Here is a 25,363-nt window from a genome sequence, read left to right on the forward strand (position 1 = left end):
TTGTGGCATATGCGACTGCGGCAATCAAAATATTTCTGAGGTCCTATTGGGAAACCCCAAATGCTTTTCCTCGATACCTGGCACGTGCATGTAGTTGTTCCAAAGCCTGTTTTTGCCAATGAGCGAAATGCGCATCGGGTCAGGCTGTATATCGCGGAAAAGCCATCTAAGATGCGTGCATGCAGACTGCGCCGTCCTCTCTGTGCAGATTTTTCACGCACCGCGCATTGATTTTCGCAACGACCGCATCGGGATTTGCGCATAGCGGCAACAACATTGATTTCGCCGGACTTTGCAGCATACGTCGTTGCGGACGGATCGCTTACTGACTTTCGTGGCGGATCAGGGGGACAGGACGGTGCAAGCCTGAATCCAGTGTCTGGCGGAAAAATTGGACAACGTGCCGATGTCGGATGAAACCCATGCCAGCATGAACCAAAATCGAGGCGAGGTTCCTGTTTACCTAGCGCCGAGACAAAATGGTTCGGAGCCCAATTGTGGCAATGCCAATCGCACAAAGGGCGATAACGTACCAACCTTGGGACGAAATATTGGCTATGATCACACCAACCAGAGCCCATATGACTGCGATCGGATAGGCCGTTGCGGTTGGTTTGAGCGATTGAACGAAGAGTGTGACCGCCAGCACGCCAACGAGCATTGCCAGTGCCGCAGGCTGTGGTTGCAAAATTCCATACCCGGATAGGATGACACTTGTCCCAACACCCGTGGCTGCGGTAAGCCACCCCGCATAAAGCGCAACCGGATTGACCTGCCACATTGGCGAGGGCGCTCCGGCGCGCAGCATCGCAACAATTGCATAGGCCGCCATCACGAAAATCATACCTGTGGCCAGGATTGGCGACAGGTTGGCAGCAGCGATCCAAAACATGCCAATTCCCAGACTGATCAAAAGCGGGCGGCGCATGGCGTCCCAATCTGGATCATGCGGATGTTTGATCGCGCCCCAGACGGAACTAGAAACGAGCCAAACGTAAATCACTCCCCAGATGCCGAACGTCCAACCTACGGGCTGGGCTGGCCAGAAATCGACAACGACGGGAAATTGCTCGGGCTTGAACCCTGCAAAATCACGTGTGAGCAGGGGGCTCACAGCGAAAAGGAGAGCCGTCACCGCAACCGCTGACGCAAGATATGGGAAACGGGCCATCATTTTTCCTGATCCCCGCCAACTGTATCCGGCCGCATGGTGGCGACAAGCTCTGCGACTTTAATGCCGAACATTCGCATTTCTGATTTGTTCATGATCACGCCGTTTTCGGTCAGATACATCCAATCGGTGGCATTCAGTGTATATCCGCCCGCATCCTTTGGCAGGGTAATTTTATAGCTCAGACTCGCGGTTGATCCAGAGATCACCCCCCGCGCAACGCCGACGATATCGTCCGCCGTTGCGGTAAAGGTGCTGTTTGGTCCGGCGGTCAGGAACCATTTACGATTTTGTTCCACACCATTGGAATAGCGAAACTTTTCGGTCAGCGTACCCGTATTTCCATCCCATGCGCCGGTCATCTGGGCGACAAAGCTATTTGTGACTTTGCCAGTTGGGCCATAGATCACGCCTTCGGACAGGATGGAGCCCGAGAGGTGCTCTTGGAGGACAAAAAGCGGGCCAGTCTCGGCATAGTCGTGGGCGGATTGGGCGCGAAAGCTAAAAAATATCGACTTTATGAAGATCGCGACAAGTATGAGGATCAGCAAAACGGAGAGGATTTTCATCTGGAACATTCCTGTGTGGGAAGCGTCAGGACAAGGCCCAAGGCAATAAGTTTGAGGAAACATGGGAGGACGGCATACGCCAAAACAAGCGTTGCCAGGGCCTCGGGACTATTGGGCTGACCGGGCACGAAACCTGCGCGGTCGAGCAGTGGTAGCGCCGTGAAGGCGGCAATCGCTAACCCCAGCTTGCCAGCAAATGACCACATGCCAAACGCGGTCGAGGCGTTTAGTCCGGCTTTGGTCAAGGCGACCGAGAACATGGCAGGAAGCACCACCATATCGGCGCCCAATGCGGCCCCGGATGCGACGCAGATGGCTGCGAACCCTACAAAGTTTCCCGAAGCCAGAAAACCAGCGCCCACAAAGCCCAGTATAGAAAGCGGCATGGCACACAGAAGGGTACGTTTGGCCCCAATGCGTCGGCTTGTCCACACCCAGAGAGGAATGCTCGCCCCCGCACAAAGAAAGAACAGAACAAGCAGTAGGCCCGCTTTGCCCGTAAGCTGTAGATGGTCTTCGACGAAAAACAAAAACAGAGTCGAGGTCAATGCGACCGGCAGGCTGTTCACCAGCGCCAAAAGTAACAACCTGAATGCGCCGGCTCTGGCAAGCCCCTTTGAAGACAGTGCGTCACTTGCGATGGGCGGCTTGCGCCACATCGGGCGCGTGATGACTGCGGTGAAAATGGCCAAAGCGCCCAGAACTAGACCAAACATCGGATAGCCTTGGTTGGGCGCACCCAAACCGACAAGCACGGCAGGGACTATCGCTGCGATCACTACTCCGGCCAGCATGCCACCTTCTCGGAACGCTGCGAGTGTCATCAATTCGCGCGCGTCGGGTCGTCGTGCCAATGTGGCGCTGCGTCCATACAGCAATATCATCCCAAGACTGTACGCAGAAAACAGCAGAACCAGAATTACGGTCAGTTCTGCAATTATGTGCGGGCCGGATCGCAGCATGAACAACAGTGGAAACCCAATGGCGAGCCCGCCCGCGGCTGACATTGCAAACAGGCCTTGCGCACGCGGCCAGCGATCGATGGCCCATCCGATGAGAGGATCCTGCACCAGATCAACCATCCGAATGGCCAGCAAAATTGTGCCAATTGTCCCCAATCCGATCCCAAGGTTTACGGACGCAAATCGCGGCAAATGGATGTAAAGCGGGATACCAGCAGCGGCCAGCATCAACGCATAGAGGCTGACGCGTGGATAGATCATCACACCCCCTGCAATCGCCGCGCAAAGCGGGCAGAGCGCGCATTGTCACCCAAAAAGATCGACATGAAATTTCGTGTGATCCGCGGCCCCGCCAAAGTACAGGCGCGCTGGCCATTCCGATAGAAATGGATTTTGCTCGGACCATCTGAGACAGCCAGATAAGTATCGCCGCGGGTGACATCATCAAAGCAAGCTGTGAGCTGGCTTTCTGAGGGTAAGGGCGCGCCAATGCGGTTCATCTCGCGCATCGTTCCTTCGACCAAATCAAATTGCGTGAGGGCGCGTAAATAGGTCAGTTCAAGCCCGAAATCCGTATTCCAGTCAAACGCCGCGCCACCTTTGGTCAATAATCGCGCTTCATAAATCGGCTGGCCAAGAAATCGAAACGTCGCTTCGCCACGCGTTTGAGCGTCAGGAAGGACTGACTCGACCGAAGAGGCGGTTGCGGCGAACGGGCTGAGGCACAGCGCAAGAACAAATGTGATGTTACGCATGGGCCAGCTCGACCTGAACGACATTGGTGTGGCCAATCGCGAAAGATGCCGCGCAAATTTCAAGGTAATACTGCCAATTGCGAAAAAAGGCTTCGCCATGGCCCAGCTCGTTGATTTTACGTTTTTGGGCTGTCAGGCGCTCGGCCCAAATCCGACAGGTTTTCGCGTAATCTTGCCCAAACGCAAAGCTGTCCTGTACTTTTAGGCCGGCCAATTTTGCTTGATCTGCAATGATCTGATCCGAAAGCAACATCCCACCAGGGAATACATATTGGCGGATATAGTCGGAGGATGTCTTGTAACGCTCAAAGAAACTGTCTTTGACGGTGATGGCCTGTAACAACACACGTCCGCCGCTGGATAGATTGCGTTTGAGCGTGTCAAAATAGCTGGGCCAGTAGCGCTCGCCGACGGCTTCGATCATCTCGATAGAAACAATATTGTCATACTGGCCGTCCAGATCACGATAGTCGCGCAACTGAATATCTGCGCGCCCATCCAGACGGCATTCGGCATAGCTGTGTTGGGACCGCGAAATCGTCACACCGGTGACGTCACGCCCTTCAGACGTGGCGTGGTCTGCGAAACCACCCCAACCACAGCCGATTTCAAGCACACGCTCTCCGCTGCCCAATCGTGACAGCGCACGGGCATTCTTGCGCGTCTGGGCTTGGGCCAGATCCTCGTCGCTTCCATCAAACAGGCCTGAAGAATAGGTCATGCCTTCGTCCAGCCAAAGCCCATAAAATTCGTTGCCGACATCATAATGCGCACGGATGTTTTTGCGGGACCCGCGTCGTGAATTCGCCCGCAACACGGTATCGAACATTCGAAACTTGGCTTTGTTAAACTTGCTGGCTTGATCATAGGCGCCAAGGTGGTCGCGGTTTTTCATGGCCAGAGACATCAATCCTTCGACCGATGGGGTGTCCCACATCCCCTGGACATATGTTTCTCCGAGCCCCACCTGACCATGAGCAGCCATTGCAGACACGGCGGCCCAATCATGGATCACCATCTCGGCTTGAGGGCCGGAACTGCCAAAATTATACTGCTCACCCTCGGGCGTGCGCAGGGTCAATTGGCCTTCGCGAAGACGTTCACAGGTCGACAGAAATTCGGTCTTCAGAGCTTTGTTTGTCAGTCGCAAAATATGTTCCTTTTTTGTGAGCAGGGTCGTTGATCATGCGGGTGATGCGCATGGCGCTGGCTATGCCGTCTTCGTGAAAACCGTGCCTGTTCCATGCTCCGGCAAACCATGTATGATGCTGACCTTGCATCGCACGGATGCGTTTTTGCGCATCAAGCGCGGCTTTATCAAACACCGGGTGGGCAAATGACACTTCGTCATAAATCTTGTCACTGGGGATCGGGCGTGACGGATTGAGCGTCACAAACAGCGGGTCCTCTTCGGGGATGCTTTGCAGTTTGTTCATCCAATAGGTCACGCCGATATCACCATCCTGCGATCTGTAGGCCCAGCTTGACCAGCAGGCCTTGCGTTTGGGCATCTGGCTTTCGTCACAATGTAAAACTGCGCGGTTGGGTTGATATCGGATGGCGCCAAGGGCGCTTTGTTCGGCGTCTGTCGCGTCACTGCCCAGAATGCCAAGTGCCTGATCCGAATGGCAGGCAAAGATCACGTCGTCGAAACGCTGTGCTTCGTGACCGGCGACATGAACGGTCACGTCCGATGCGGATCGGGTGACGCCCGTCACCTGTGCGCCGGTGCGCAGCGTGCAACCCCGCGCGATCAAGGCCGTCTCGAGGCGTCGCACGTATTCAATGCTGCCGCCTTTGACGGTCCACCATTGATGTTGCCCGCTGCCTGCCAAAAGCGCGTGATTGCGGAAAAACTGGACCAACGATTTGGCCGGAAAACCGTCGACATCTGAAACTGGGGTGGACCATATCGCGCCACACATCGGCATCAGGTAGTTGGTGCGAAACCAATCCCCAAGGCCCAGTTCATCGACCAATTCGCCAATCGTTTTGTCGTCATCTGTTGCTGCGGCTTCGGCCCTTTTGCCGAACCGCACGATATCGGCAATCATTTTGTAATATTGCGGCCGCAACAGATTGCGTTTCTGGGCCACAATCGCCTTAAGAGAATTCAACCCATATTCAAGGCGACCCTCATCGATGCTCGCGCCAAAACTCATCTCGGCCTTGATGACGGGCACATCGAGATCGCGAAAGAGCCGTGTCAGATACGGGTAAGTCACATAGTTGAAAACGATAAATCCGGTATCCACCGGTTGATCGCCGTTTTTTCCCGCAATGACGGTTCGCGCGTGCCCACCCAGCCGGTGAGCTGACTCAAATAGGGTGACGTCTTGATACGCAGATAGATAATAAGCAGCCGACAGGCCGGAAATGCCGCCCCCGACGATGGCGATCTTCTTTCGCGGGCCTTGGGTCTGATCCAACATGCTATCCTCATATTCTGTGTTATGAAGCGAATACGCGTGTCGGTTTCGTCTGGATCAGAAAAAGATTGAAAAATGTCGAGCGTTGGGTGATCCGACCCCGTGGTCCGCACGTAATACCTCTATGATGATGCAACACATCCAAGCCCAAACCTTTCACGCCCGACGCGGCAGCCTTAAGAACTCCTTTCGGTATGGGGTGGACTATGTCCTGACCGATCTGCGAGATGATGGGCCGCGTCTGATGTCGCGCAACCGATGGAATTTATGGTCCATCTGGGATCACAAACATGGCGGGCCGCGCGGGGCAGGGCACGGCCTTGAATGGTTTGCTAACGTTCTCAGCGAACGTGGCTTTGCTACCGATGGGGCAGACCTCTTGCTGCTGACGCAGCCGAGTTTTCTTGGTTTGCATTTTAATCCGGTGAGTTTCTGGATCGCTACGCGCGATGGGTTGCCGTGTGCGATTGTGGCTGAGGTGAATAACACTTTTGGCCACCGCCACTGCTATTTCTGTGCGCTTCCGGAGTTCGCACCGATGACCCAATCGGCGCAGATCACGGCAGAGAAACTGATGCATGTATCGCCGTTTCAAACGGTTGATGGCGAATACCGGTTTGTTTTTGATGTGACCCAAGAGGCCGTCAACATTCGGATATCGTATGAAAACGGTGATCAAGGTGTGTTGGCGACGCTGACGGGGCGGCGACAGACGGCGACCAACAGATCCCTGATTTGGGCCGCCATTCGACGCCCATTTGGGGCTGCGCGCGTCGTGACGCTGATCTATTGGCAGGCCCTGAAATTGTATCTCAAACGTGCGCCGTTTCGTAAAAAGCCGTCGCCGCCAGAAATGTTGATTTCAGACAGTATACCCAACAGCATATCCGCAGGTGACATATCCAATGATTGACATGACGGGCAAAACCTANCAGCATATCCGCAGGTGACATATCCAATGATTGACATGACGGGCAAAACCTACTGGTTGGTGGGCGCAAGCGAGGGCATGGGGCGCGCATTGGCCCACGAGTTGAACGACGCTGGTGCCCGCCTGATCTTGTCCGCGCGAAATCGGGATCGGTTGACCAGCCTGTGTTCTGAACTAAGAAACGCGCAGGCTGTCCCTTTGGATGTGACCGATTTGGAGGCAGTGCGCGATGCGGCACGTCAACTGGGCCACATTGACGGTGTGATTTATAATGCGGGGGCATATGATCCAATGCCGGCCCAAGAGTGGGACAGCGATGCGGCCCTCCAAATGGTGGACGTGAACTTTGTTGGGGCGATGCGCGTTTTGGGAGAGATCGTGCCAAGGTTCGTCCAGCAGGGCTATGGTGATATTACGCTGGTTGGATCTCTAGCAGGATACCACGGCCTGCCAGCTGCAGTCGGATATGGGGCCAGCAAGGCCGCGCTGCTCAGTCTTGCAGAAACCATGCGGTTTGACCTCAGAGAGAGCGGCGTTGTGGTGCGCATCGTCAATCCGGGCTTTATCAAAACGCGTCTGACCGAAAAGAACGATTTCAAGATGCCGATGCTGATGTCGCCTGAAACAGCTGCCCACCGTGTGTTCAAGGCGATGCGGTCACGCAGGTTTCGCACCGATTTTCCCGCACCGTTTTCATGGGGTATCAGAATTGTTGGGCTCATCCCCGACTGGCTGCTGTATCGCGGCAGTTAGCGCTTTGAGCAGATGTGGATCGCCATCCCCATGAGAGTAATCACCTTGGTCAAACGCGGATATCTACATGAAGAATGTCACTTAAATAACTGAAAAAATGTCAAATATAGGCGTCCGCCTGTTCAGCATATGCCGAGTGAGGATGCCGGTTTTCAGATTCGGAAAAACGGCTGTAACAGGCGTGGTAAAAGCGCGTTAAAACGCAATGGTGCGTCGGTTGCCGCCAGACATATGCAAGGTGCACCCGCACTCGCAACGGGTGTATGTTCCAGATGTTCGTCGCCGATCTCGATATCGCCGACGCCGAAACGGCCTGTTTCATCTTTGAAACTTCCCTGAAGCACCAAAGTGAGCTCCAATCCACCATGACCATGATCAGGCATGGCCTGTCCCGGTGGGATCGACAGCAAGCGAATGCTGCCCTCATCCCCAGATGATAAAACACACTGGCGCACGCCCATACCAACAGACTTCCAGCGTGGTGGCGTGCCCTTCAACGCCTCCATGACGGGCGCAGGATACGCACCAAACCGTTTATACACAGGTGCTGGTGTGAAGGGATCATCCAGCATGTCCAACACATTCGATTTTAAACGATCTGAGACGGTCTTGGTTTCGATGCGGTCCAGCAGAATGCCGCCCACAGCTTCATGGGCGGCTAATGCGCCGCGACATTCCGCACAGAGAGACACATGGCTGGCCACAACCATCGCGAACGGATGTGCAAGAGTTCCCGCAGCATAAGCTGCTAGCATGGCATCCGGAATATGGTGGGTGATTGCCGTCATCTAGCGCAGTCCCTTCAACTCGTGTCTCAAACGTTCCAGCCCCAGCCGGATACGTGATTTGATGGTTCCAAGTGGCTGGCCGATCTGGCTGCTGATCTCTTGGTGGGTCAGCTCGCCAAGGTATGCTTTTTCTATAATCTCGCGCTGGTTTTCATTGAGACGCGCCAAAGCGTGTTTCAATTGTTCCGTTTCTTGGTCCATCGCCAATATCTGAGGTGCATCCGGCTCTGTGGGGGAAACCTCGATCAGAATTTCGGGCACGGGGCGCGACTCCTTTCGGACGACATCTATCTGCCTGTTGCGGGCGATCTGATATATCCAAGCGGAAACCTGCGCCCGATGCGGATCAAACAGTGAGGCCTTGCGCCAAGCCGTCAGCAACACGTCTTGTACGATCTCTTCGGCATGTGCCGTAGAGGTGCCACTACGCATGATGAATCCTTTGAGCCGAGGTGCAAAATAGTCAACCAACTTGGCAAACGCTTTGCGATCCTGCCGGTCGCGTACCGCGATCATCCAGACTGTTTGTTCTGAAAGCTCAGGCAAGCGGTTCTTCACACACGGCGTCCACTCGCTCGAGCACTTAACCGGGCGGGTCGTTTCTTGGGAGCGTTCCAGCGTTTCTATCATCATACATTGTGTACGATCCGTTTTAAAATTTGGATCACCCAAGCCAATTGTTTTTTTCCAAGACGGTAGTGAATCAGTTTTCGGAGTTACAAAGGTCGTAATCACGTTCTGATATGGCAATACGCAGAGCCAAATAGTGGCGCCTGCCAGGTGAAGACCGCGACTGCTGTATTGGCTTTGGGCAACAGAAAAATCCCGCCCGATTTCTCGGAGCGGGATTTTTATTTTCAATCAATACCTTGCGGTGTGATTGGCTCCGGCGGTAGGGATCGAACCTACGACCAATTGATTAACAGTCAACTGCTCTACCGCTGAGCTACGCCGGAATATGTGGCAGGATATAGCGGTGGTTTTTTGGGACGTCCAGAGGCTTTTGTCACATTTTTTTAGTTTTTCGCATTTTTTTCAGATGCGCTCGAAAATTGCTTCGGATTCCAGCTCGTTTTGAGGGCGCACTTTGTTTTTCCCCAATAAATCAATCAGATGCGCAAAGACGTTCCGTGTTGCGGCACCCATGAGGGCCGTTGGCGTTTCTGTGTATATTTGTCGAGCGATATCATAGGCGCGTGCTGGCCCCTTGTTTAATGTGTCAAGAATTTCACGCTCGCGGCCCAGACGATGCTGCACCAGCCAATCAAGCCGTTCGGCGGGGGCCGTAATCGGCGCGCCGTGCCCGGCGTGAAAGACCCGCCATGTTTTTTGGCGCAAGCGTTCACATGATGACATAAAGTCTGTCAAATCCCCATCGGGGGGCGATACCAGTGAACTGGCCCACCCCATGACGTGATCTCCGGTAAAGCACACATCACCCCAACCAAACGCAATGTGGTTCCCAAAATGGCCGGGTGTGCGAATGGTTGTCAGGTCCCAACCGTCGCCATGAATCACTTGGCGGTCCTCAAGACAGACATCAGGCACAAAGCTGCTGTCGATTCCTTCTCCGCCGCCCGCAAGCCCTTTCGCGGCCAATTCGATCATGATGTCGCTGCGTCCGGCAAAGGCATCGCCAAATGCCCAAATCTTGGCCCCAGTCTGTTGCGACAAACGCGCGGCAAGGGGCGAATGGTCCAAATGGGCATGGGTGACCAAAATATGGGTGATGGATTGATCCGGTGCCACGGCAGCCAGAATCGCCGCGAGATGTGCGTCATCGTCTGGACCGGGATCGATAACCGCGAGCCCACCTGTGCCCAACAGATACGTGTTGGTGCCGCGAAAGGTCATCGGTGACGGATTCGGAGCCACAAGCCTGCGCAAGCCGGGCTCGAGCTGTTCCGGGACTCCGATGACGGGGTCAAATTGCAGGATTTCGGGGTCCATGGGCTTTCCTTCCGCTAACTCTCAAGGCATTGTTTAGCCCATGTTCTTTCAATGGCTCAAATGGTATATGCCGCGCAGCCTGTATGGTCGCGCAGCCCTTATCCTTATTCTTCCTGTCATCACGCTTCAGCTTGTGGTGTCCGTCGCCTTTATCCAAAGGCATTTTGAGGGCGTGACCGAGCAAATGACCCAAACGGTTTCTCGTGAAATGGTGTTGTTGATCGACATCTACGAAGATCAAATTGGTCCTGAAACTCTGGGGCTGTCACAAGGAGACCTGTTGGACCGGTTGGGATATACATTGTCTTTCCCCGATGCCGCGATGCCCGACGATCAGATTCGCTGGTATGATTTTTCCGGTTTCGTGGTGTCGCGCACACTTAAGACCTTTGTGCCACAGGTTGTCTCGGTAGACTTACCCGACAGCCGTCAGGTCACAGTTCATATCGACACGACGCGTGGTCCGGTCGCTCTGGAATTGGATCGGTATCGCCTGTCAGCATCAAACCCGCACCAATTGCTGGTCAGTATGGTGTTTTTCGGCGGATTGATGACGCTGATTGCCTATTTCTATCTGAGAAATCAACTTCGGCCCATCACACGTCTTGCGGCGGCAGCCGAGGCCTTTGGTCGGGGACGACATGTGCCGTATTCCCCTGGGGGTGCCATCGAGGTGCGTGCAGCCGGAAGCGCCTTTTTGGACATGCGGGCCCGTATTGAGCGCCAGATCGAACAGCGAACGATGATGCTTTCTGGGGTAAGCCATGATTTGCGCACGCCGTTGACGCGGCTCAAACTGGGTTTATCTTTGCTGGATAGTGAAGACAGCGCGCCGCTTGAACGCGACGTCGAAGATATGCAGCGCTTGCTTGATGAGTTTCTGAGCTTTGCCAAAGGGGCCGCCGAGGGGGAACCGGAAAAGGTTCAACCCTATGATTTTGTGGCACAGATCGTGCAAGACAGTGCGCGCGGCGGCAAAGATGTGACCCTTGCGCCGCAAGATGGCAACGACGAGGTGGCCTTGCATTTGGTTGGGATGCGGCGGGCCCTAGAAAACCTGATTGGAAATGCGGTGCGATACGGCACCAAAGCGCGCGTTTCTGTGCGGCGCACGGACAAATCCCTTCGTATTCGGATCGAGGATGATGGACCGGGCATTCAGGCGGATGTCCGTGATGAGGCGCTCAAGCCGTTTGTGCGTTTGGATCCGGCACGCAACCAAAACAAAGGGACAGGCGTCGGGTTGGGGTTATCCATTGCGGCGGATGTTGCGCGCGCCCATGGCGGAGTCTTGCGATTGGGGGAAAGCGAGGACTTGGGCGGACTGTGCGCGGATATCGTCATTGCGTGTTAAGCTGCGCGCATGCGCCTTGGAAGAGCGCGATCTACCGCTGTGATACGTGAAATGTTTTCAAAGAGTTGTGTAATTCCTAGGGGATGAGGGACTTGAACCCCCAGCCAAAGCGTTATGAGCGCTCTGCTCTAACCAATTGAGCTAATCCCCCAGGAATACCCGATCCCTACATCAAGTTTTCAGCGACGCCAAGTACCGTCCGACATCAAATTTATCCTGTGCATCGCAAAATTATCCGGTGCCACAATCCAAGCCCGCGTCACGGCAGACCGTTGCCTCCTGAGCCGGTTTGGGCTAGTGCCTGCGCAAAGCTTGATGGAGACGGTTATGAGCGACGGCAAAAACGGCATTACCTATGCAGATGCGGGCGTAGACATTGATGCAGGCAATGCACTGGTAGACAGAATTAAACCAGCGGCAAAGCGCACAGCACGATCAGGTGTGATGGCTGGCCTTGGCGGGTTTGGGGCCTTGTTTGATCTGAAAGATGCTGGCTATGTCGATCCGATCCTTGTGGCCGCGACAGATGGCGTGGGAACCAAGCTTCGGATTGCGATTGATACAGGCAACGTCGATGGCGTGGGCATTGATCTTGTGGCGATGTGTGTGAATGACCTTGTCTGCCAAGGCGCTGAACCGCTGTTTTTCCTCGACTACTTCGCAACTGGCAAACTCGAGACAGAGCAGGCCGCACGCATCATCGAGGGCATTGCCGCAGGGTGTTATCAATCTGGCTGTGCGTTGATTGGTGGTGAAACGGCTGAAATGCCCGGCATGTACGAAGCTGGCGATTTCGATTTGGCCGGATTTGCTGTGGGTGCCATGGAACGCGGGGCAGATTTGCCCGCTGGCGTCGCCGAAGGTGACATTCTTTTGGGGCTTGCATCGAATGGTGTGCATTCGAACGGATACAGCCTTGTGCGCAAGCTGGTCGAGGTGTCCGGCCTTAAGTGGGACGATGCATGTCCTTGGGGGGACGACACCTTGGGGGCTGCGCTGCTTGCGCCGACGCGTCTGTATGTCAAACAAGCCTTGGCCGCTGTGCGGGCAGGGGGCGTGCACGCGCTGGCTCATATCACCGGTGGTGGCCTGACAGAAAACTTGCCGCGGGTTCTGCCCGACGATCTTGGGGCTGATATCGATCTGGATGCGTGGCCATTGCTGCCAGTGTTCCAATGGTTGGCCCAAACCGGCGGAATGGATCAGGCAGAGATGCTCAAGACATTCAACTGTGGACTTGGCATGATCTTGTCAGTGTCCCCAGACGAAGTCGACGCACTGGAAACGCTTTTGCAGACCCAAGGTGAATCTGTGTATCGCATTGGCTCTGTTACCAAGGGCGCTGGTGTACGTTATACCGGACGTCTCCTGTGACCAAACGCGTCGCGATTTTTATTTCCGGAGGCGGGTCAAATATGGTCCGCCTTTTGGAAGACATGGTTGGCGACCATCCTGCCCGTGCCGTTTTGGTTCTGGCGAATGATGCCAATGCAGGTGGTCTGAAAAAGGCTGCTGATCTGGGTATTGAAACGGCTGTGGTGGATCATCGCCCGTTCAACGGGGATCGCGCGGCGTTTGAAGCCGCCCTTCAGGCCAAGCTTGATACAGTCGATCCTGACATCCTGTGTCTGGCCGGATTTATGCGCGTCTTGACCGAAGGGTTCGTTGCCCCGTGGGAAGGGCGTATGCTCAATATTCACCCGTCTCTGTTGCCTAAATACAAAGGGCTCCATACCCACGCACGCGCGCTTGCGGCGGGGGATTCAGAACACGGCTGTACCGTGCATCTGGTGACGCCTGCACTTGATGACGGGCCAATTTTGGGACAAGCCAAAGTCGCGGTCCAAAGCGACGACACGCCCGAAACCCTTGCCGCGCGTGTACTGACCAAAGAACACCTGCTTTACCCCGCAGTGCTGCGCCGTTTTGCGGCTGGTGACCCCACGCCTGTGATGCTCTGAAGCCCTTGTGCCCTGGGTTGTTTGCAATTCCGCAAAATTCACCGTAAGTCTGTGGAAAGGGCACCATAAAAACGAATGAAGAAACCCGACGAATGAAAACACTTACCACGACTGAGGACCTCGCGCAGTTTTGCGAAATGGCGCGCACCAAACCTTATGTCACGATCGACACTGAATTCCTGCGCGAGCGTACATATTATTCAAAACTCTGCCTGATTCAGATGGCCGTTCCTGATCATGACGGCGACGACGCTGTTTTGGTCGATCCGTTGGTCGATGATCTATCGCTGGAACCTCTGTACGAGTTGTTCCGTGATACATCGGTGGTCAAAGTGTTTCACGCAGCACGGCAAGACCTTGAGATTTTCTTTGTCGAAGCTGGCGTGTTTCCTGATCCGTTGTTTGATACGCAAGTGGCCGCAATGGTCTGCGGATTTGGCGAACAGGCCGGGTATGAAACGCTGGTGCGTAAGATCGCAAAGCAAGGCATTGATAAAACAAGCCGTTTTACCGATTGGTCACGCCGTCCTTTGACCGACGCCCAACAAAAATATGCCATCGAAGATGTCACGCATTTGCGCAAAGTGTACGAATTCCTTGCTGCCAAGCTTGATGAAACTGATCGCGAGCATTGGGTGCAGGAAGAGCTGCGTATTCTGACGCATCCGGGCACCTATGTGATCCAGCCTGAAGATGCCTGGAAACGTGTGAAAATTCGGACGACGACGCCCAAGTTTTTGGCAATCGTGCGCGAATTGGCCCGTTTCCGCGAGGGATATGCCCAAAGCCGGAACGTGCCGCGCAATCGTGTGTTCAAAGATGATGCGCTGGTCGAACTGGCATCAACCAAGCCTAAGACCATGCAGGATCTTGGCCGATCCCGTTTGTTGTTGCGCGAGGCACGCAAAGGGGAAATCGCTGACGGTATTCTGGCAGCTGTGGCAACTGGGCTTGCGTGCAAACCCGATGACATGCCAAAAGCCGATCGCACGCGCGAAAAGCTTCAGGTCAATCCAGCGCTCGCGGATCTTCTGCGTGTTCTGCTCAAGGCCAAGACAGAAAGCTCTGGCGTGGCACCAAAGTTGATCGCGCCAGCGGCTGATCTTGATGCCATCGCCGCAGGAGAGCGTGACGTTCCGGCCCTGACTGGGTGGCGTCAAGAAGTGTTTGGGGCCGATGCCCTGCGGCTTTGCGATGGTGAAATCGCGCTGGCCGCCAAGGGCAACTCGGTAAAAATCGTCAATCTGTAGCGATTAGCGTCTGACTTGGCGGGCATTGTTGGCCGCCACGATCTTGATGGTGCTAATGCCCGCAAGTTGTTGTTCAGTCAGGCTGTGCGCCACGTGAATTTCGCGCGATTGTTCTGTGCCAACACCCGGGGCAGGGCGCGGATGAATCGCAAGCAGGTTATAGACAAGCACGCCTTTGGTGTTTTGTCCCTCGGACGGAGGCTGAAGCTTGACCGTGTGCACACCCTGAACCGCAGCGACGCCAGCCACGCGAATGATGGCACCCCCAGCGGTTTTTTCGATTTTTACATCGGTGACTTTGTAAACAGGAAGCCCGCCATAGACGGCCTCTGGGCGGGTAACCAACTGACTTTTCTCTGGGATAAGAGGGTTGATTTCACCCTCGGGCACAGCAATTTCTTCGCTATCACCAAACCAGTTCACGGGATTCCACCGTGATTGGCATGCACCAAGTGCCATTGTGACGACGAGCAGAACCCCAAGCGTGTGTTTCATCAATCTGACCTTCTGTATCTTTCCTCTTGAATTAGCCTATTGGCGCGCTGTTGAAAAGCTTGAAGGCAAGGGCTGGACCTTTGGGCCATCGCCGCCTAGGTGAATAAAAAAGGAAAGGGCACAGGTATGGCCACTGAGGCATTTGAAGAAATCGTCGAAGATTTCGAGTTCATTGAAGATTGGGAAGACCGGTATCGCCACGTGATTGATTTGGGCAAGGCGATGGATCCTCTGGATGATGCTCTGAAGGTGCCTTCAACCAAGGTCGATGGCTGTGCATCCCAAGTTTGGCTGCATCCGCGTATCGAAGCCGGCCTATTCTCGTTTGATGGTGATAGCGATGCCATGATTGTGCGCGGTCTGATTGCCGTCCTAAGGTGCCTGTATAACGGCGTGCCTGTTCACGACGTCACAGCGATTGATGCACGTGCTGAACTCGAGCGTCTGGGGCTGAATGAACATCTGTCAGCACAGCGCTCAAACGGAGTGCGTGCCATGATCGAGCGGGTGCGTCTGGTGGCAAGCGAAGCCTGAGGTTTCCGATCTCCTTGGTTCCTCAAGACGAGTCCTTGAGGGCCATGTAATATCTCAGAACATACAATCGAATGGCGGTTGCCAGTCCGGTTTCCAGATCGCGATTTGCATCAACTTCTGCTGCTAATACGTTGATTGGGATGGATCTTTCATTCGCTATGTGGCGAAATGCGATCCAGAAATCGTCTTCAAGAGACACGCTCGTGCGGTGCCCCTTAAGTGTCAAAGAGCGTTTAACTGGGCGCGCACTCATGACTCTGTCTCGTGTCCGTCTAAATCTTTTTTTGCTTTTGACTGCGTCTGTTCGTTCAGCTGCTTTTGCGCTTTGGTCAGGCCGAACTTGACCGCGTTGGTGTCTGCGCGGGCTTTTTCATCAGCCCGCGCTTTTTGTTTTCTGAACCGGTTAAGATTGACCGGCTCGACCATTACTTGGGGCCAACCATATTTTCTGGGCGCACGACACGGTCAAAGGTTTCCGCATCCACAAACCCAAGCGCGATGGCTTCTTCCTTGAGGGTCGTTTTGTTCTTGTGGGCGGTTTTGGCCACCTTGGTGGCGTTGTCATACCCGATTTCCGGTGCCAAGGCGGTCACCAGCATCAGAGATTCACGCATCAGCTTTTCAATGCGGTCCGCATCCGCCTGAAGCCCAACCACAAGGTTGTCGGTGAAAGCAACTGCCGCGTCCCCCATGAGTTGCATGGATTGCAACACGTTGTAGGCCATCATTGGCTTGTACACGTTCAGTTCAAAATGCCCTTGCGATCCGGCGAATCCGACGGCCGCATCATTCCCCATGACATGCGCACAAACTTGGGTCAGGGCTTCGCATTGAGTTGGGTTCACTTTTCCCGGCATGATCGATGATCCAGGTTCGTTTTCTGGCAGGATCAATTCCCCAAGACCACAGCGTGGACCAGAGCCCAACAGACGAATATCATTTGCGATCTTGAACAGGGATGAGGCAACAGTTTTCAGGGCACCCGACATTTCAACCATGGCATCATGTGCTGCCAGGGCTTCAAACTTGTTTGGGGCTGTGATGAAGGGCAGGCCAGTGATATCTGCCATATTGCCCGCTACTTTTTCGCCCCAGCCGACAGGGGTGTTCAGGCCGGTTCCAACGGCTGTGCCGCCTTGGGCCAGCTCATAAATTCGACCAAGCGCGTCTTTGACACGTTGGATGCTCATGGCGATCTGATGGGTATAGCCCGAGAATTCCTGCGACAATGTCAGCGGCGTTGCGTCTTGGGTGTGGGTCCGGCCGATTTTGATGATACCCTCAAATTCTTCGACCTTTTTCGCCATAGCCGCGTGCAGCTTTTCCAAGCCGGGCAGCAGCACATTATGTGCGGTTTCCGCTGTGGCGATGTGCATTGCCGTTGGGAATGTATCGTTTGACGATTGACCCATGTTGCAATGGTCATTGGGGTGCACCGGGTCTTTGGAGCCAATCACGCCACCAAGAATTTCAATCGCGCGGTTCGCAATGACCTCGTTTGAATTCATGTTCGATTGCGTGCCTGATCCGGTCTGCCAGACAACTAAAGGAAAGTTGTCGTCAAATTTGCCTTCATAGACTTCTCCGGCGGCTTGGATGATCGCATTGCCACGCTTTTCATCTAGCTTTCCAAGTTCAAGGTTTGCTTGGGCACAGGCTTTTTTGATAACGCCAAGCGCACGCACGATCGCAATTGGCTGTTTTTCCCACCCAATTGGAAAGTTAATGATCGAACGCTGTGTTTGAGCGCCCCAATATTTGTCGGCTGGGACCTCTAGAGGGCCAAAGCTGTCGGTTTCGGTGCGTGTGTTGGTCATGGGTCAGACTCCGTAACAATGTCAGGACGGGTCATATCGAAATTGATGAAAATTTCAATACTGTGTACAATGGAATACAATGATCTGGCGGCGGCAAATCAGCCCACCGCAGGCCATTAGGGTTTGCGAAAGCTATCAAGACTCACGACGTCGGCGTCCTTGCGTGGCTCTTCGGGAACCTCCAGCGCAGCCTCGGCATCAACGGTCATCTCAATCGGTTCGCCGCCCTCATCGTCGTCATCCTGCGTCTCAAAGCGCAATCCGAATTCGACAGAGGGATCCACGAACGTTTTGATCGCATCGTATGGGATATAGAGCGGCTCTGGTGCATCGCCGAAATTCAGAGTGACGGCAAAACCTTTGTCGGTCACCTCGAGGTTTTCGAACCAATGCTGCATGACCACAGTCATCTCGCCCGGATAGCGGTCAACCAGCCAATCCGCGATATCTACATCTGGGTGATGGGTGTCAAACGTGATGAAAAAATGATGTTCTCCAGGCAATCCATTTGCCTTTACATCGTTCAATACTTCTTGGATCAAACTGCGCATCGCGCGGTGCATCAAGTTGCCGTAGTCAATTGTACGGGACATGCCTTCACCCTTTGTCATTCATATTTTTAGCATAGTGGATTCGGCGGGAAACAAAAGGCGGCTTTCACAAAAAACACCGGTCTCTACAGGAGGCCCGCAATCATCGAAATACCTGCCGTCAGCGCCAAGGTTTTTACAAGTGGAATTTTGCAAAGAATAAGCAGGATCACTCCGATACAGACCATACCAAACGCCGTTGGATCAAAACTCGCAAGATCTGGAACTGCACCAAATCGCGTTGAAACCACGTGCTGAAATATTACGTGCAACGCAAACCAAATACTAAGGTTTGCGATCACGCCAAGAACAGATGCAGAAATCACCTTAAGCGCGCCGGATAGTCGAGGGTTCTCCAAAAGGGTATCGACATACGGGGCACCCGCGAAAATCCATAAAAAACAGGGGACAAAAGTGCACCAGAGCGTCAACAACCCCGCAACAATCGCTAATCCCACACCGCCTTGTGCGTACCCAGCCAAATGGCCGACGAACTGTGTCACCAAGATCAGCGGGCCGGGGGTCGTTTCAGCCAAACCAAGCGCGTCCATCATCTGCGCTGTGGTGAGCCATTCAAAGTCCGTGACGACGGCTTGCACCATATACGCCAGCACCGCATAGGCCCCGCCAAAGGTGACAACAGCCAATTTGGAAAAGAAGACGGCAATTTCGGTCAAGAATGCATGGCCTAAACCCCAAACCAAAACAATCGGCGCGGCCCATAGAATCCCCCAAAAAACAGCCGTCTTTAATGTCCTTCGAGCGAGACCATGCGCAGGCATCGGTGTGGAGGCAACCGCAGTCGACACGGCGGGCGGTCTGGCCGTCACATAACCAGCGACGCCCGCACCTAGGATTAGGGCAGGGAACGGCAACACCCCCATGTACAAGATGCAACAGGCTGCAACCGCAAAGCTGATGTTCAGCGGGGGTGTGAGAACTTTGGGGGCCAAGCGAAACATCGCCTGCAACACCACGGCAACAACGGCTGCTTTAACCCCGAGAAACGCCGATTGCACAATCGGAATTTGCCCAAATGCCACGTACAGACCTGCAAGCAGGGTGATCAGAATTGCACCGGGGAGGACAAACAGCAGGCCGGCGATCATCCCGCCAAGCGTCCCGCGCAATTTCCATCCGGTGAATGTCGCCAGTTGCATGGCTTCTGGGCCGGGAAGCAGCATGCAGAACGACAGTGCACCGAGAAACTGTTTTTCTTCCAGCCATGCCTGTTCTTCTACAAGCGCACGATGCATCAAGCTGATCTGTGCGACTGGTCCCCCAAAAGACATGAGACCAATGCGACCAAACACACGGAAGAGATCGGAATATGAAGGGCTGGCTGTCATGCCGTCAGGCACCACACCCCTAAACGCATTGCAAGCAGGAATTTCACATTTTGGTCAGCCGATTTTTTGGCCTGTCAGGCACAGAGCCAGAGATTGTTCTGGCAGCAATCCAATTTGCTCAAAGAACCCCATGAAATCAAAGCTGTTATACGTCTCTACCATCTTGTCGCCAGAAAAGCGCACAAATAGCTGACCCGCGCCCATGACCGGTTTGCCAGAGTTTGAGTCGGTGACATGCATTGAATAGAGCGCAGACACCCAATCGCCGTCTTCCATCACCTTGTCCAACGTTACAACAGGGGACTCTACAAGTGTGAGAAACATCGGGACAAGCTCGCGAAACTCGTCCGGTCCCATCTGCATTTCAGGGATCAACCCTGCGGCCTGTGTGTCGGGTCTAAACATGTCGTCAATCGCATCAAGATCGCCTTCAACCCAGACGCGTTGATACCATGTCTCAAGAATTTCTCTCTTTTCCAATGGACTATCCTGTCATGTTGATGAGTGCTTAAATCAGCATACTCAGACACACATGGACAAAAGATTAACAGCGGAATGTGAAAGTGTAGGCTTCTGTTGCCAGGTGCCTACGAACCCCGCCTTAGGTCGCTAAACCCAAGGAGTTAGTTTCGGCGACATTTACAGCTTACGCTGCAACTGCCATTGCCGGAGCACGATTGTCATTTGCAATTGTACAGTTTTCGCCGATAACGGTGGCAGACAGCCGAGACAAAGCTAACCCCTTTAGGCGTTCGTCGATCCTATTTCGACCCCATGATCCCCAAATGAAGGATGTTTGGTGGAGTCGCCGGGTACCGCCCCCGGGTCCGATCCGTTTATTACGAGCGCATTTATGTCCATAGTCCCCGAGGAGACATAAAGAATATATGGCGACCGCACGGGGGATGCAAGGGGTAGTTGTCAATCTCTCAATAGTATGCGGTCGGGCGTATACGTATAAAATACATTATATATCAATATCTTAAAGTGGCTTATGAATGCACTTCAATATTGACGAGACAACAAGATTGAACTTGCTTGGGTAATCGGACGACCTGATGCATGACAATTGTGAATGACCTGTAGCACCGCGTCGAATTTGCGCGTCAGGCTATCGCGTCTTTCGAACGATTGGCGCGGGCCGCCAGCGCGGCTCTGCCCAATTTCAACGTGTAAGAGGCCAGTTCTTCCAAGGCTTCGTCAATTGAAGCTGCATTATGCGCCTCTATTGAATTCGCAATGCGCGTATGAAGGCCAACAATGATCTCGCGATTCCTTTGGCTGAACGTAATCATATTCATCAACGGCTGCATCGCCTCGACGGCACCCGCCAACTGATAGGACAATACCGGGTTTTTAGCTCCATCCACCAAGGCGCGGTGAAAGGCGACATCACTGTCGCAAAAATGTTCGTCAGACAGGTCAGCCTGTTCCTGACGCTGGATTTCAGCCCGCATTGTGGCCACCTGTTGTGCAGAGCGTCGCTTGGCCGACAAGGGCGCACACGCCCGTTCCAACGTAAAGCGGGCCTCGCAGGCGGTCTCAAAGGTGACATCATTCATCGACAACAAAAGCGTCGAGGTCGTCACGTGTTGTGCATAGGCGTCTTGGTATCGAAGACGGCGGACAAATGCACCGCCAGTGGCGCCGCGCTGAGTTCTGATTAAATTCTGTGCTGCCAGACGCTTAAGGGCTTCTCTTACTGTTGGTCGCGACACATCGAATTGGTCGGCGAGCTCGGATTCCGAAGGCAGGCGTTCATCGACAATCAGATCGCCATTGATGATGGAGTCACGAATGGATTTTGCAATTTGCGCGGACAGGTTTGCTGGATTTTTTGGATCAATTTTCATTTGTCTGACATTTATGATTTGATCCGATTTTAAATGTCTGACAATTTACTTTCAAGATATGATTCTCAAAAATAGTTGCGCGGAGCACACCCGATGATCTCTCCTGAATATTGCCAGATGATGGCGCAATATAATGCGTGGCAGAACTCTCAGATGAAGTCCGTGTTGGAAAAGCTGACAGAGGCCGATTTACGCGCAGACCGCGGGGCCTTTTTCGGGTCGATCATGGCAACGGCAAATCATCTTTTGTGGGGGGATTTGCTCTGGATGGCACGTTTTGATGGCGGCGAGGCTCCGACAGCGCAACTGGCCGATAGTGGGCAAACAACGCCGACAATGGCTGTTTGGGGGGCCGAGAGATTTCGTACAGATGGCCGGATTAAGCAGTGGGCGAGTGCGCTCACACAGGATCAGATGTCTGGTGATCTCTCTTGGATGTCGGCGTCGCTTGGCCGCGAAGTAAGCCGTCCGATTTCCCAATGCATCGTGCATTTTTTCAACCACCAAACCCATCATCGGGGACAAATCCATACCATGGTGACGTCGCTGGGGATGACAACAGGGGATACCGATTTGGTATTTATGCCGGAGGATTAAACATGGCTCAGATTTCCCTATCAAGACGTTTGCGACGCACACCGTTTTCCGACGGTGTCGAGGCTGCAGGGGTCAATGGCTATACAGTCTATAATCATATGCTGCTGCCAACTGTGTTTGAAAGTGTTGAGGCGGATTATCACCATCTGAAACGCCATGTTCAGGTGTGGGATGTATCATGTGAACGCCAAGTTGAACTGCGTGGGCCTGATGCCGCGCGCCTGATCCAGATGCTGACGCCACGTGATTTGCGCGGCATGATGCCAGGCCAGTGTTTTTATGTGCCGATTGTGGATGAAACCGGCGGGATGTTGAATGATCCGGTAGCAGTGAAGTTGGCCGAGGATCGGTGGTGGATTTCCATCGCAGACAGCGATTTATTGTTCTGGATCAAGGGTATAGTTAACGGATGGCGCCTGGATGTTTTGGTCGACGAACCTGATGTGTCACCTTTGGCGATCCAAGGCCCCAAAGCAGACGACCTGTTGGCGCGCGTGTTTGGCGATAGCGTCCGCGATATCAAATTTTTCCGGTTTGGCGTATACCAGTTTCAAGGCAAAGATCTGGTGATCGCGCGCTCGGGGTATTCAAAACAGGGTGGGTTCGAGCTTTATGTCGAAGGCAGCGAGCTTGGCATGCCATTGTGGCGCAAGCTGTTTGAGGCAGGCGAAGACCTGAATGTGCGGGCAGGGTGCCCGAACCTGATCGAACGGATCGAGGGTGGGTTGCTGAGCTATGGCAACGATATGACAGACGACAATACTCCGCATGAATGCGGCTTGGGGCGGTTTTGTAACACGCATACGGCCATCGGGTGTATTGGTCGCGATGCCTTGCTGCGTGTGGCCAAAGAGGGTCCGGTTCAGCAAATTCGCGCTCTTGCGATCGAAGGCGCCCCGGTGCCGCCATGTGATCGGGTGTGGCCTGTCTATGCCAATGGCAAACGGGTCGGCAAGGTGACATCCGCTGCATGGTCGCCCGATTTCAACACAAATGTGGCCATCGGAATGATCCGCGTGACCCATTGGGATGATGACACAAAAGTCGAGGTGCAAACCCCCGACGGTACCCGCGCAGCCGTCGTGCGCGAGAAGTTTTGGATTTAAAGGAGAATACACATGTTTGATGCATTGGTGGTCAACAAGGACGCAGACACAGGAAAAACCAGCGCGGCCGTTCAGCAATTATCGCTCGACGATCTGCCGGATGCCGAGGTCACGGTCGCTGTTGAGTATTCTACGGTGAACTACAAAGATGGCTTGTGCGTGGGACCCGGTGGCGGCTTGGTTCGTCATTACCCACACATCCCCGGCATTGATTTCGCAGGCACTGTCGAGGCGTCTTCGGATGACCGGTATGCACCAGGCGACAAGGTTGTCCTGACCGGATGGCGTGTTGGAGAGGCCCATTGGGGCGGATATTCGCAAAAGGCCCGCGTCAAGGCGGATTGGTTGGTGCCCTTGCCAAAAGGTCTGGATACACGCCAAGCCATGGCCGTGGGGACGGCTGGGTTCACGGCAATGCTGGCGGTGATGGCGCTTGAGGATCACGGGCTTAAGCCGGGGCAAGGGCCCGTGTTGGTCACAGGCGCCGCGGGCGGTGTTGGGTCCGTGGCCACGGCCATTCTGGCGAACTTGGGGTATGAGGTTGCAGGTGTGACAGGACGCCCAGAAACAAGCGCCTATCTTGCGTCGCTTGGTGCCACCCAGATTGTGCCGCGCGAAGACCTGAACGAAACCACCAAGCGGCCTCTGGAAGGCGAAACTTGGGCGGGCTGTATCGATGCCGTTGGCGGGGACATGTTGGCGCGTGTCTTGGGCCAGATGAAATATGGGGCCTCGGTGGCAGCGGTCGGCTTGGCTGGCGGCGCGGGGCTTCCTGCTACTGTGATCCCGTTCCTGCTGCGTGGTGTGAACCTGTTGGGGATCGATTCCGTTATGCAGCCCTATGACAACCGCCTGCGCGCATGGGAGCGCATTGCCACCGACCTGCCTATGGACAAGCTCGAGTCGATGGTCAAACCCGCAACCCTGTCTGATTTGCCCCAGTTGGGCGCGGATATTCTTAAGGGTCAGGTGCAGGGCCGCGTTGTGGTTGACGTGAACGCCTGATCAGCGGACAAACACAGTCGGCAGGGGGGCATCCTTCTGCCGACGATATGATCAAAACGGAGCATCCGCACGATGGCCTATGAGACCGACAACATTTTTGCCAAAATCCTGCGCGGCGAAATTCCCAGCGAAAAGCTCTATGAAGATGACGACACATATGTGTTCATGGATATTATGCCGCGCGCAGACGGGCATATGCTTGTGATTCCCAAAACTCCTTGCAGAAACATGCTTGATGCCACGCCGCATCAACTGGCCTCTTGCATGAACACCGTGCAAAAAATGAGTCACGCCGCCATGACGGCTTTTGATGCGCAAGGCATCACGCTTCAGCAGTTCAACGAGACCGAAGGCGGCCAAGAGGTGTTTCACCTGCATTTCCATATCTTGCCCCGCCACGAAGGTGTGCGGCTGCGTCCCCCCGGCGTGATGGCGGATTTTGCCGATCTGAAGCGGATCGCTGACAAGGTGCGTGCCGTGTTGGATCAATAAATATTCCAAATATGGAATTTAATTGATCCAGATCAAACTGCGACCTTGGCTCTTGTGGCAAAACACACATTGTAAGGTGCATCCTAAAGTCATGTTTCCTCCGCAATCCTTACGTGATGACGGGGTGCACCTTGCGAGTAATGTGATTTTGCAAGGTAGACCCATGAAAATGCTCCTAAAATCTGTGGCCCTGGCCGCATCGTTGATCGCGCCGGCCGCATTCGCTGAAGATGCAAAATCTTTGGTCACAATCCTGACCGAAGAAAACCCGCAGACCCAGTTGATGGCGATGGTTCTGACGATGCAGGCGACCAAACAGGGTGCTGCGCCGCACATCCTGCTGTGTGGTCCGGCTGGTGATCTCGCTTTGAAAGACGCGCCAGAAGCTGCGACCGCTCCGCAACCGCCAATGGGCATGAGCCCGCAAAAGCTTATGGGCATGATTATGCAGCAACCTGGTGCCAAGGTGGAAGTCTGCGCGATCTATCTGCCTGCCAAAGGTGCTGACGCAACTGTTTTGATGGACGGTGTGGGTGTTGCCGCTCCTGGTGCCATGGCCAAAGCCATGATGCAAGCCGATGCGCGCATGAGCTTCTAGGCTGAATATCTAGCGTTGTGCATTTTGATTTGGGGCGGTCGGTGATACCGATGC

General features: G+C 54.2%; 29 protein-coding genes, 2 tRNA genes and 1 other RNA gene. 12 read left to right on the forward strand and 20 right to left on the reverse strand.

Annotated features, from left to right (window positions below):
• Nucleotides 1-463: 463 nt before the first annotated feature.
• Genes FAP39_RS09410 through FAP39_RS09435 form a run of 6 tightly spaced genes read right to left on the reverse strand, consistent with a single transcriptional unit; the run spans nt 464 to nt 5,889 of the window.
• Nucleotides 464-1,174 (reverse strand): hypothetical protein, encoded by a 711-nt coding sequence (locus FAP39_RS09410; RefSeq protein WP_171006819.1) that lies wholly within the window; start codon nt 1,172-1,174, stop codon nt 464-466.
• Nucleotides 1,171-1,740, reverse strand: coding sequence for a DUF3833 family protein (locus tag FAP39_RS09415; RefSeq protein WP_138016146.1), 570 nt, complete (start codon nt 1,738-1,740; stop codon nt 1,171-1,173). Before FAP39_RS09415 ends, FAP39_RS09410 begins: the two co-directional genes overlap by 4 nt.
• On the reverse strand, nt 1,737-2,963 hold the full coding sequence (locus tag FAP39_RS09420) for an MFS transporter (protein ID WP_138016147.1): 1,227 nt from the start codon (nt 2,961-2,963) through the stop codon (nt 1,737-1,739). Before FAP39_RS09420 ends, FAP39_RS09415 begins: the two co-directional genes overlap by 4 nt.
• Nucleotides 2,963-3,457, reverse strand: a complete 495-nt coding sequence (locus tag FAP39_RS09425) for a hypothetical protein (RefSeq protein ID WP_138016148.1) — start codon at nt 3,455-3,457, stop codon at nt 2,963-2,965. Before FAP39_RS09425 ends, FAP39_RS09420 begins: the two co-directional genes overlap by 1 nt.
• Nucleotides 3,450-4,607, reverse strand: a complete 1,158-nt coding sequence (locus FAP39_RS09430) for an SAM-dependent methyltransferase (protein ID WP_171006820.1) — start codon at nt 4,605-4,607, stop codon at nt 3,450-3,452. Before FAP39_RS09430 ends, FAP39_RS09425 begins: the two co-directional genes overlap by 8 nt.
• On the reverse strand, nt 4,558-5,889 hold the full coding sequence (locus FAP39_RS09435) for an NAD(P)/FAD-dependent oxidoreductase (protein WP_138016150.1): 1,332 nt from the start codon (nt 5,887-5,889) through the stop codon (nt 4,558-4,560). Before FAP39_RS09435 ends, FAP39_RS09430 begins: the two co-directional genes overlap by 50 nt.
• Nucleotides 5,890-6,013: 124 nt before the next feature.
• Here FAP39_RS09435 and FAP39_RS09440 point away from each other — a divergent pair, with 124 nt between their 5' ends.
• Both FAP39_RS09440 and FAP39_RS09445 read left to right on the forward strand, forming a co-directional pair.
• On the forward strand, nt 6,014-6,799 hold the full coding sequence (locus FAP39_RS09440; RefSeq protein ID WP_138016224.1) for a DUF1365 domain-containing protein: 786 nt from the start codon (nt 6,014-6,016) through the stop codon (nt 6,797-6,799).
• Between the two features lie 45 nt (nt 6,800-6,844).
• The gene (locus tag FAP39_RS09445) at nt 6,845-7,570 is read left to right on the forward strand and encodes an SDR family NAD(P)-dependent oxidoreductase (RefSeq protein WP_171006821.1); all 726 of its coding nucleotides are present in this window, start codon (nt 6,845-6,847) and stop codon (nt 7,568-7,570) included.
• Nucleotides 7,571-7,722: 152 nt separating this feature from the next.
• Here the strand turns inward: FAP39_RS09445 and FAP39_RS09450 are convergent, their stop codons facing one another.
• From FAP39_RS09450 to FAP39_RS09465, 4 genes are all read right to left on the reverse strand, one after another.
• Nucleotides 7,723-8,358 carry a ChrR family anti-sigma-E factor gene (locus FAP39_RS09450; protein ID WP_138016151.1) on the reverse strand — a complete coding sequence of 212 codons (636 nt, stop codon included), beginning with the start codon at nt 8,356-8,358 and terminating at the stop codon, nt 7,723-7,725.
• Nucleotides 8,359-8,874 carry a sigma-70 family RNA polymerase sigma factor gene (locus FAP39_RS09455; protein ID WP_138016226.1) on the reverse strand — a complete coding sequence of 172 codons (516 nt, stop codon included), beginning with the start codon at nt 8,872-8,874 and terminating at the stop codon, nt 8,359-8,361. It lies immediately after the preceding gene.
• A gap of 365 nt (nt 8,875-9,239) precedes the next feature.
• Nucleotides 9,240-9,314 (reverse strand) — tRNA-Asn (locus FAP39_RS09460).
• Between the two features lie 79 nt (nt 9,315-9,393).
• A complete protein-coding gene (locus tag FAP39_RS09465; RefSeq protein WP_138016152.1) occupies nt 9,394-10,308 on the reverse strand; it encodes an MBL fold metallo-hydrolase in 915 nt (304 codons plus the stop codon).
• Nucleotides 10,309-10,348: 40 nt separating this feature from the next.
• Here FAP39_RS09465 and FAP39_RS09470 point away from each other — a divergent pair, with 40 nt between their 5' ends.
• Nucleotides 10,349-11,662 carry an ATP-binding protein gene (locus FAP39_RS09470; protein WP_138016153.1) on the forward strand — a complete coding sequence of 438 codons (1,314 nt, stop codon included), beginning with the start codon at nt 10,349-10,351 and terminating at the stop codon, nt 11,660-11,662.
• A gap of 77 nt (nt 11,663-11,739) precedes the next feature.
• Here FAP39_RS09470 and FAP39_RS09475 read toward each other — a convergent pair.
• A tRNA-Ile gene (locus FAP39_RS09475) sits at nt 11,740-11,813 on the reverse strand.
• Nucleotides 11,814-11,989: 176 nt separating this feature from the next.
• Here FAP39_RS09475 and purM point away from each other — a divergent pair.
• From purM to rnd, 3 genes are all read left to right on the forward strand, one after another.
• Complete coding sequence (gene purM, locus FAP39_RS09480; protein WP_138016154.1) at nt 11,990-13,036, forward strand: phosphoribosylformylglycinamidine cyclo-ligase; 1,047 nt, start codon at nt 11,990-11,992, stop codon at nt 13,034-13,036.
• Complete coding sequence (gene purN, locus FAP39_RS09485) at nt 13,033-13,623, forward strand: phosphoribosylglycinamide formyltransferase (protein ID WP_138016155.1); 591 nt, start codon at nt 13,033-13,035, stop codon at nt 13,621-13,623. The genes purM and purN overlap by 4 nt, the downstream gene beginning before the upstream one ends.
• A gap of 92 nt (nt 13,624-13,715) precedes the next feature.
• Entirely contained in the window at nt 13,716-14,873 is a 1,158-nt protein-coding gene (gene rnd, locus FAP39_RS09490) for a ribonuclease D (protein ID WP_138016156.1), read from the forward strand.
• Between the two features lie 3 nt (nt 14,874-14,876).
• On the opposite strand, the gene FAP39_RS09495 is transcribed toward rnd, so the two are convergent.
• Nucleotides 14,877-15,368 (reverse strand): hypothetical protein, encoded by a 492-nt coding sequence (locus tag FAP39_RS09495; protein WP_138016157.1) that lies wholly within the window; start codon nt 15,366-15,368, stop codon nt 14,877-14,879.
• A gap of 126 nt (nt 15,369-15,494) precedes the next feature.
• Between FAP39_RS09495 and FAP39_RS09500 the strand changes: the two genes are divergently transcribed.
• Nucleotides 15,495-15,902, forward strand: coding sequence for a SufE family protein (locus tag FAP39_RS09500; protein ID WP_138016158.1), 408 nt, complete (start codon nt 15,495-15,497; stop codon nt 15,900-15,902).
• Between the two features lie 22 nt (nt 15,903-15,924).
• Here FAP39_RS09500 and FAP39_RS09505 read toward each other — a convergent pair whose 3' ends face one another.
• From FAP39_RS09505 to FAP39_RS09540, 8 genes are all read right to left on the reverse strand, one after another.
• The gene (locus tag FAP39_RS09505; protein WP_138016159.1) at nt 15,925-16,155 is read right to left on the reverse strand and encodes a ribbon-helix-helix domain-containing protein; all 231 of its coding nucleotides are present in this window, start codon (nt 16,153-16,155) and stop codon (nt 15,925-15,927) included.
• Complete coding sequence (locus FAP39_RS09510) at nt 16,152-16,328, reverse strand: DUF4169 family protein (RefSeq protein WP_138016160.1); 177 nt, start codon at nt 16,326-16,328, stop codon at nt 16,152-16,154. Before FAP39_RS09510 ends, FAP39_RS09505 begins: the two co-directional genes overlap by 4 nt.
• Nucleotides 16,328-17,719 carry a class II fumarate hydratase gene (fumC, locus tag FAP39_RS09515; protein WP_138016161.1) on the reverse strand — a complete coding sequence of 464 codons (1,392 nt, stop codon included), beginning with the start codon at nt 17,717-17,719 and terminating at the stop codon, nt 16,328-16,330. The genes FAP39_RS09510 and fumC overlap by 1 nt, the downstream gene beginning before the upstream one ends.
• Nucleotides 17,720-17,835: 116 nt before the next feature.
• Nucleotides 17,836-18,312, reverse strand: a complete 477-nt coding sequence (locus tag FAP39_RS09520) for an SspB family protein (protein ID WP_138016162.1) — start codon at nt 18,310-18,312, stop codon at nt 17,836-17,838.
• A gap of 83 nt (nt 18,313-18,395) precedes the next feature.
• Nucleotides 18,396-19,658 (reverse strand): chromate efflux transporter, encoded by a 1,263-nt coding sequence (gene chrA, locus FAP39_RS09525; RefSeq protein ID WP_138016163.1) that lies wholly within the window; start codon nt 19,656-19,658, stop codon nt 18,396-18,398.
• A gap of 54 nt (nt 19,659-19,712) precedes the next feature.
• Nucleotides 19,713-20,138 (reverse strand): ester cyclase, encoded by a 426-nt coding sequence (locus tag FAP39_RS09530; protein WP_138016164.1) that lies wholly within the window; start codon nt 20,136-20,138, stop codon nt 19,713-19,715.
• 82 nt (nt 20,139-20,220) lie between these two features.
• Nucleotides 20,221-20,573, reverse strand: a transfer-messenger RNA (tmRNA) gene (gene ssrA / locus FAP39_RS09535).
• Between the two features lie 191 nt (nt 20,574-20,764).
• Complete coding sequence (locus tag FAP39_RS09540) at nt 20,765-21,511, reverse strand: FadR/GntR family transcriptional regulator (protein WP_138016165.1); 747 nt, start codon at nt 21,509-21,511, stop codon at nt 20,765-20,767.
• A 93-nt stretch (nt 21,512-21,604) separates the two neighbouring features.
• Between FAP39_RS09540 and FAP39_RS09545 the strand changes: the two genes are divergently transcribed.
• The 5 genes from FAP39_RS09545 (at nt 21,605) to FAP39_RS09565 (ending at nt 25,309) form a co-directional block, all read left to right on the forward strand.
• Nucleotides 21,605-22,108, forward strand: coding sequence for a DinB family protein (locus FAP39_RS09545; protein ID WP_138016166.1), 504 nt, complete (start codon nt 21,605-21,607; stop codon nt 22,106-22,108).
• Between the two features lie 2 nt (nt 22,109-22,110).
• Nucleotides 22,111-23,214 carry a dimethylsulfoniopropionate demethylase gene (locus FAP39_RS09550; RefSeq protein WP_138016167.1) on the forward strand — a complete coding sequence of 368 codons (1,104 nt, stop codon included), beginning with the start codon at nt 22,111-22,113 and terminating at the stop codon, nt 23,212-23,214.
• Between the two features lie 12 nt (nt 23,215-23,226).
• Entirely contained in the window at nt 23,227-24,219 is a 993-nt protein-coding gene (acuI, locus tag FAP39_RS09555) for an acryloyl-CoA reductase (RefSeq protein WP_138016168.1), read from the forward strand.
• Between the two features lie 72 nt (nt 24,220-24,291).
• The gene (locus FAP39_RS09560; RefSeq protein ID WP_138016169.1) at nt 24,292-24,711 is read left to right on the forward strand and encodes an HIT family protein; all 420 of its coding nucleotides are present in this window, start codon (nt 24,292-24,294) and stop codon (nt 24,709-24,711) included.
• A gap of 163 nt (nt 24,712-24,874) precedes the next feature.
• Complete coding sequence (locus FAP39_RS09565) at nt 24,875-25,309, forward strand: DsrE family protein (protein ID WP_138016170.1); 435 nt, start codon at nt 24,875-24,877, stop codon at nt 25,307-25,309.
• Nucleotides 25,310-25,363: the final 54 nt, after the last annotated feature.

Origin of the sequence: Shimia litoralis, from assembly GCF_005518135.1 — a bacterium.
GTDB lineage: Bacteria > Pseudomonadota > Alphaproteobacteria > Rhodobacterales > Rhodobacteraceae > Shimia_E > Shimia_E litoralis.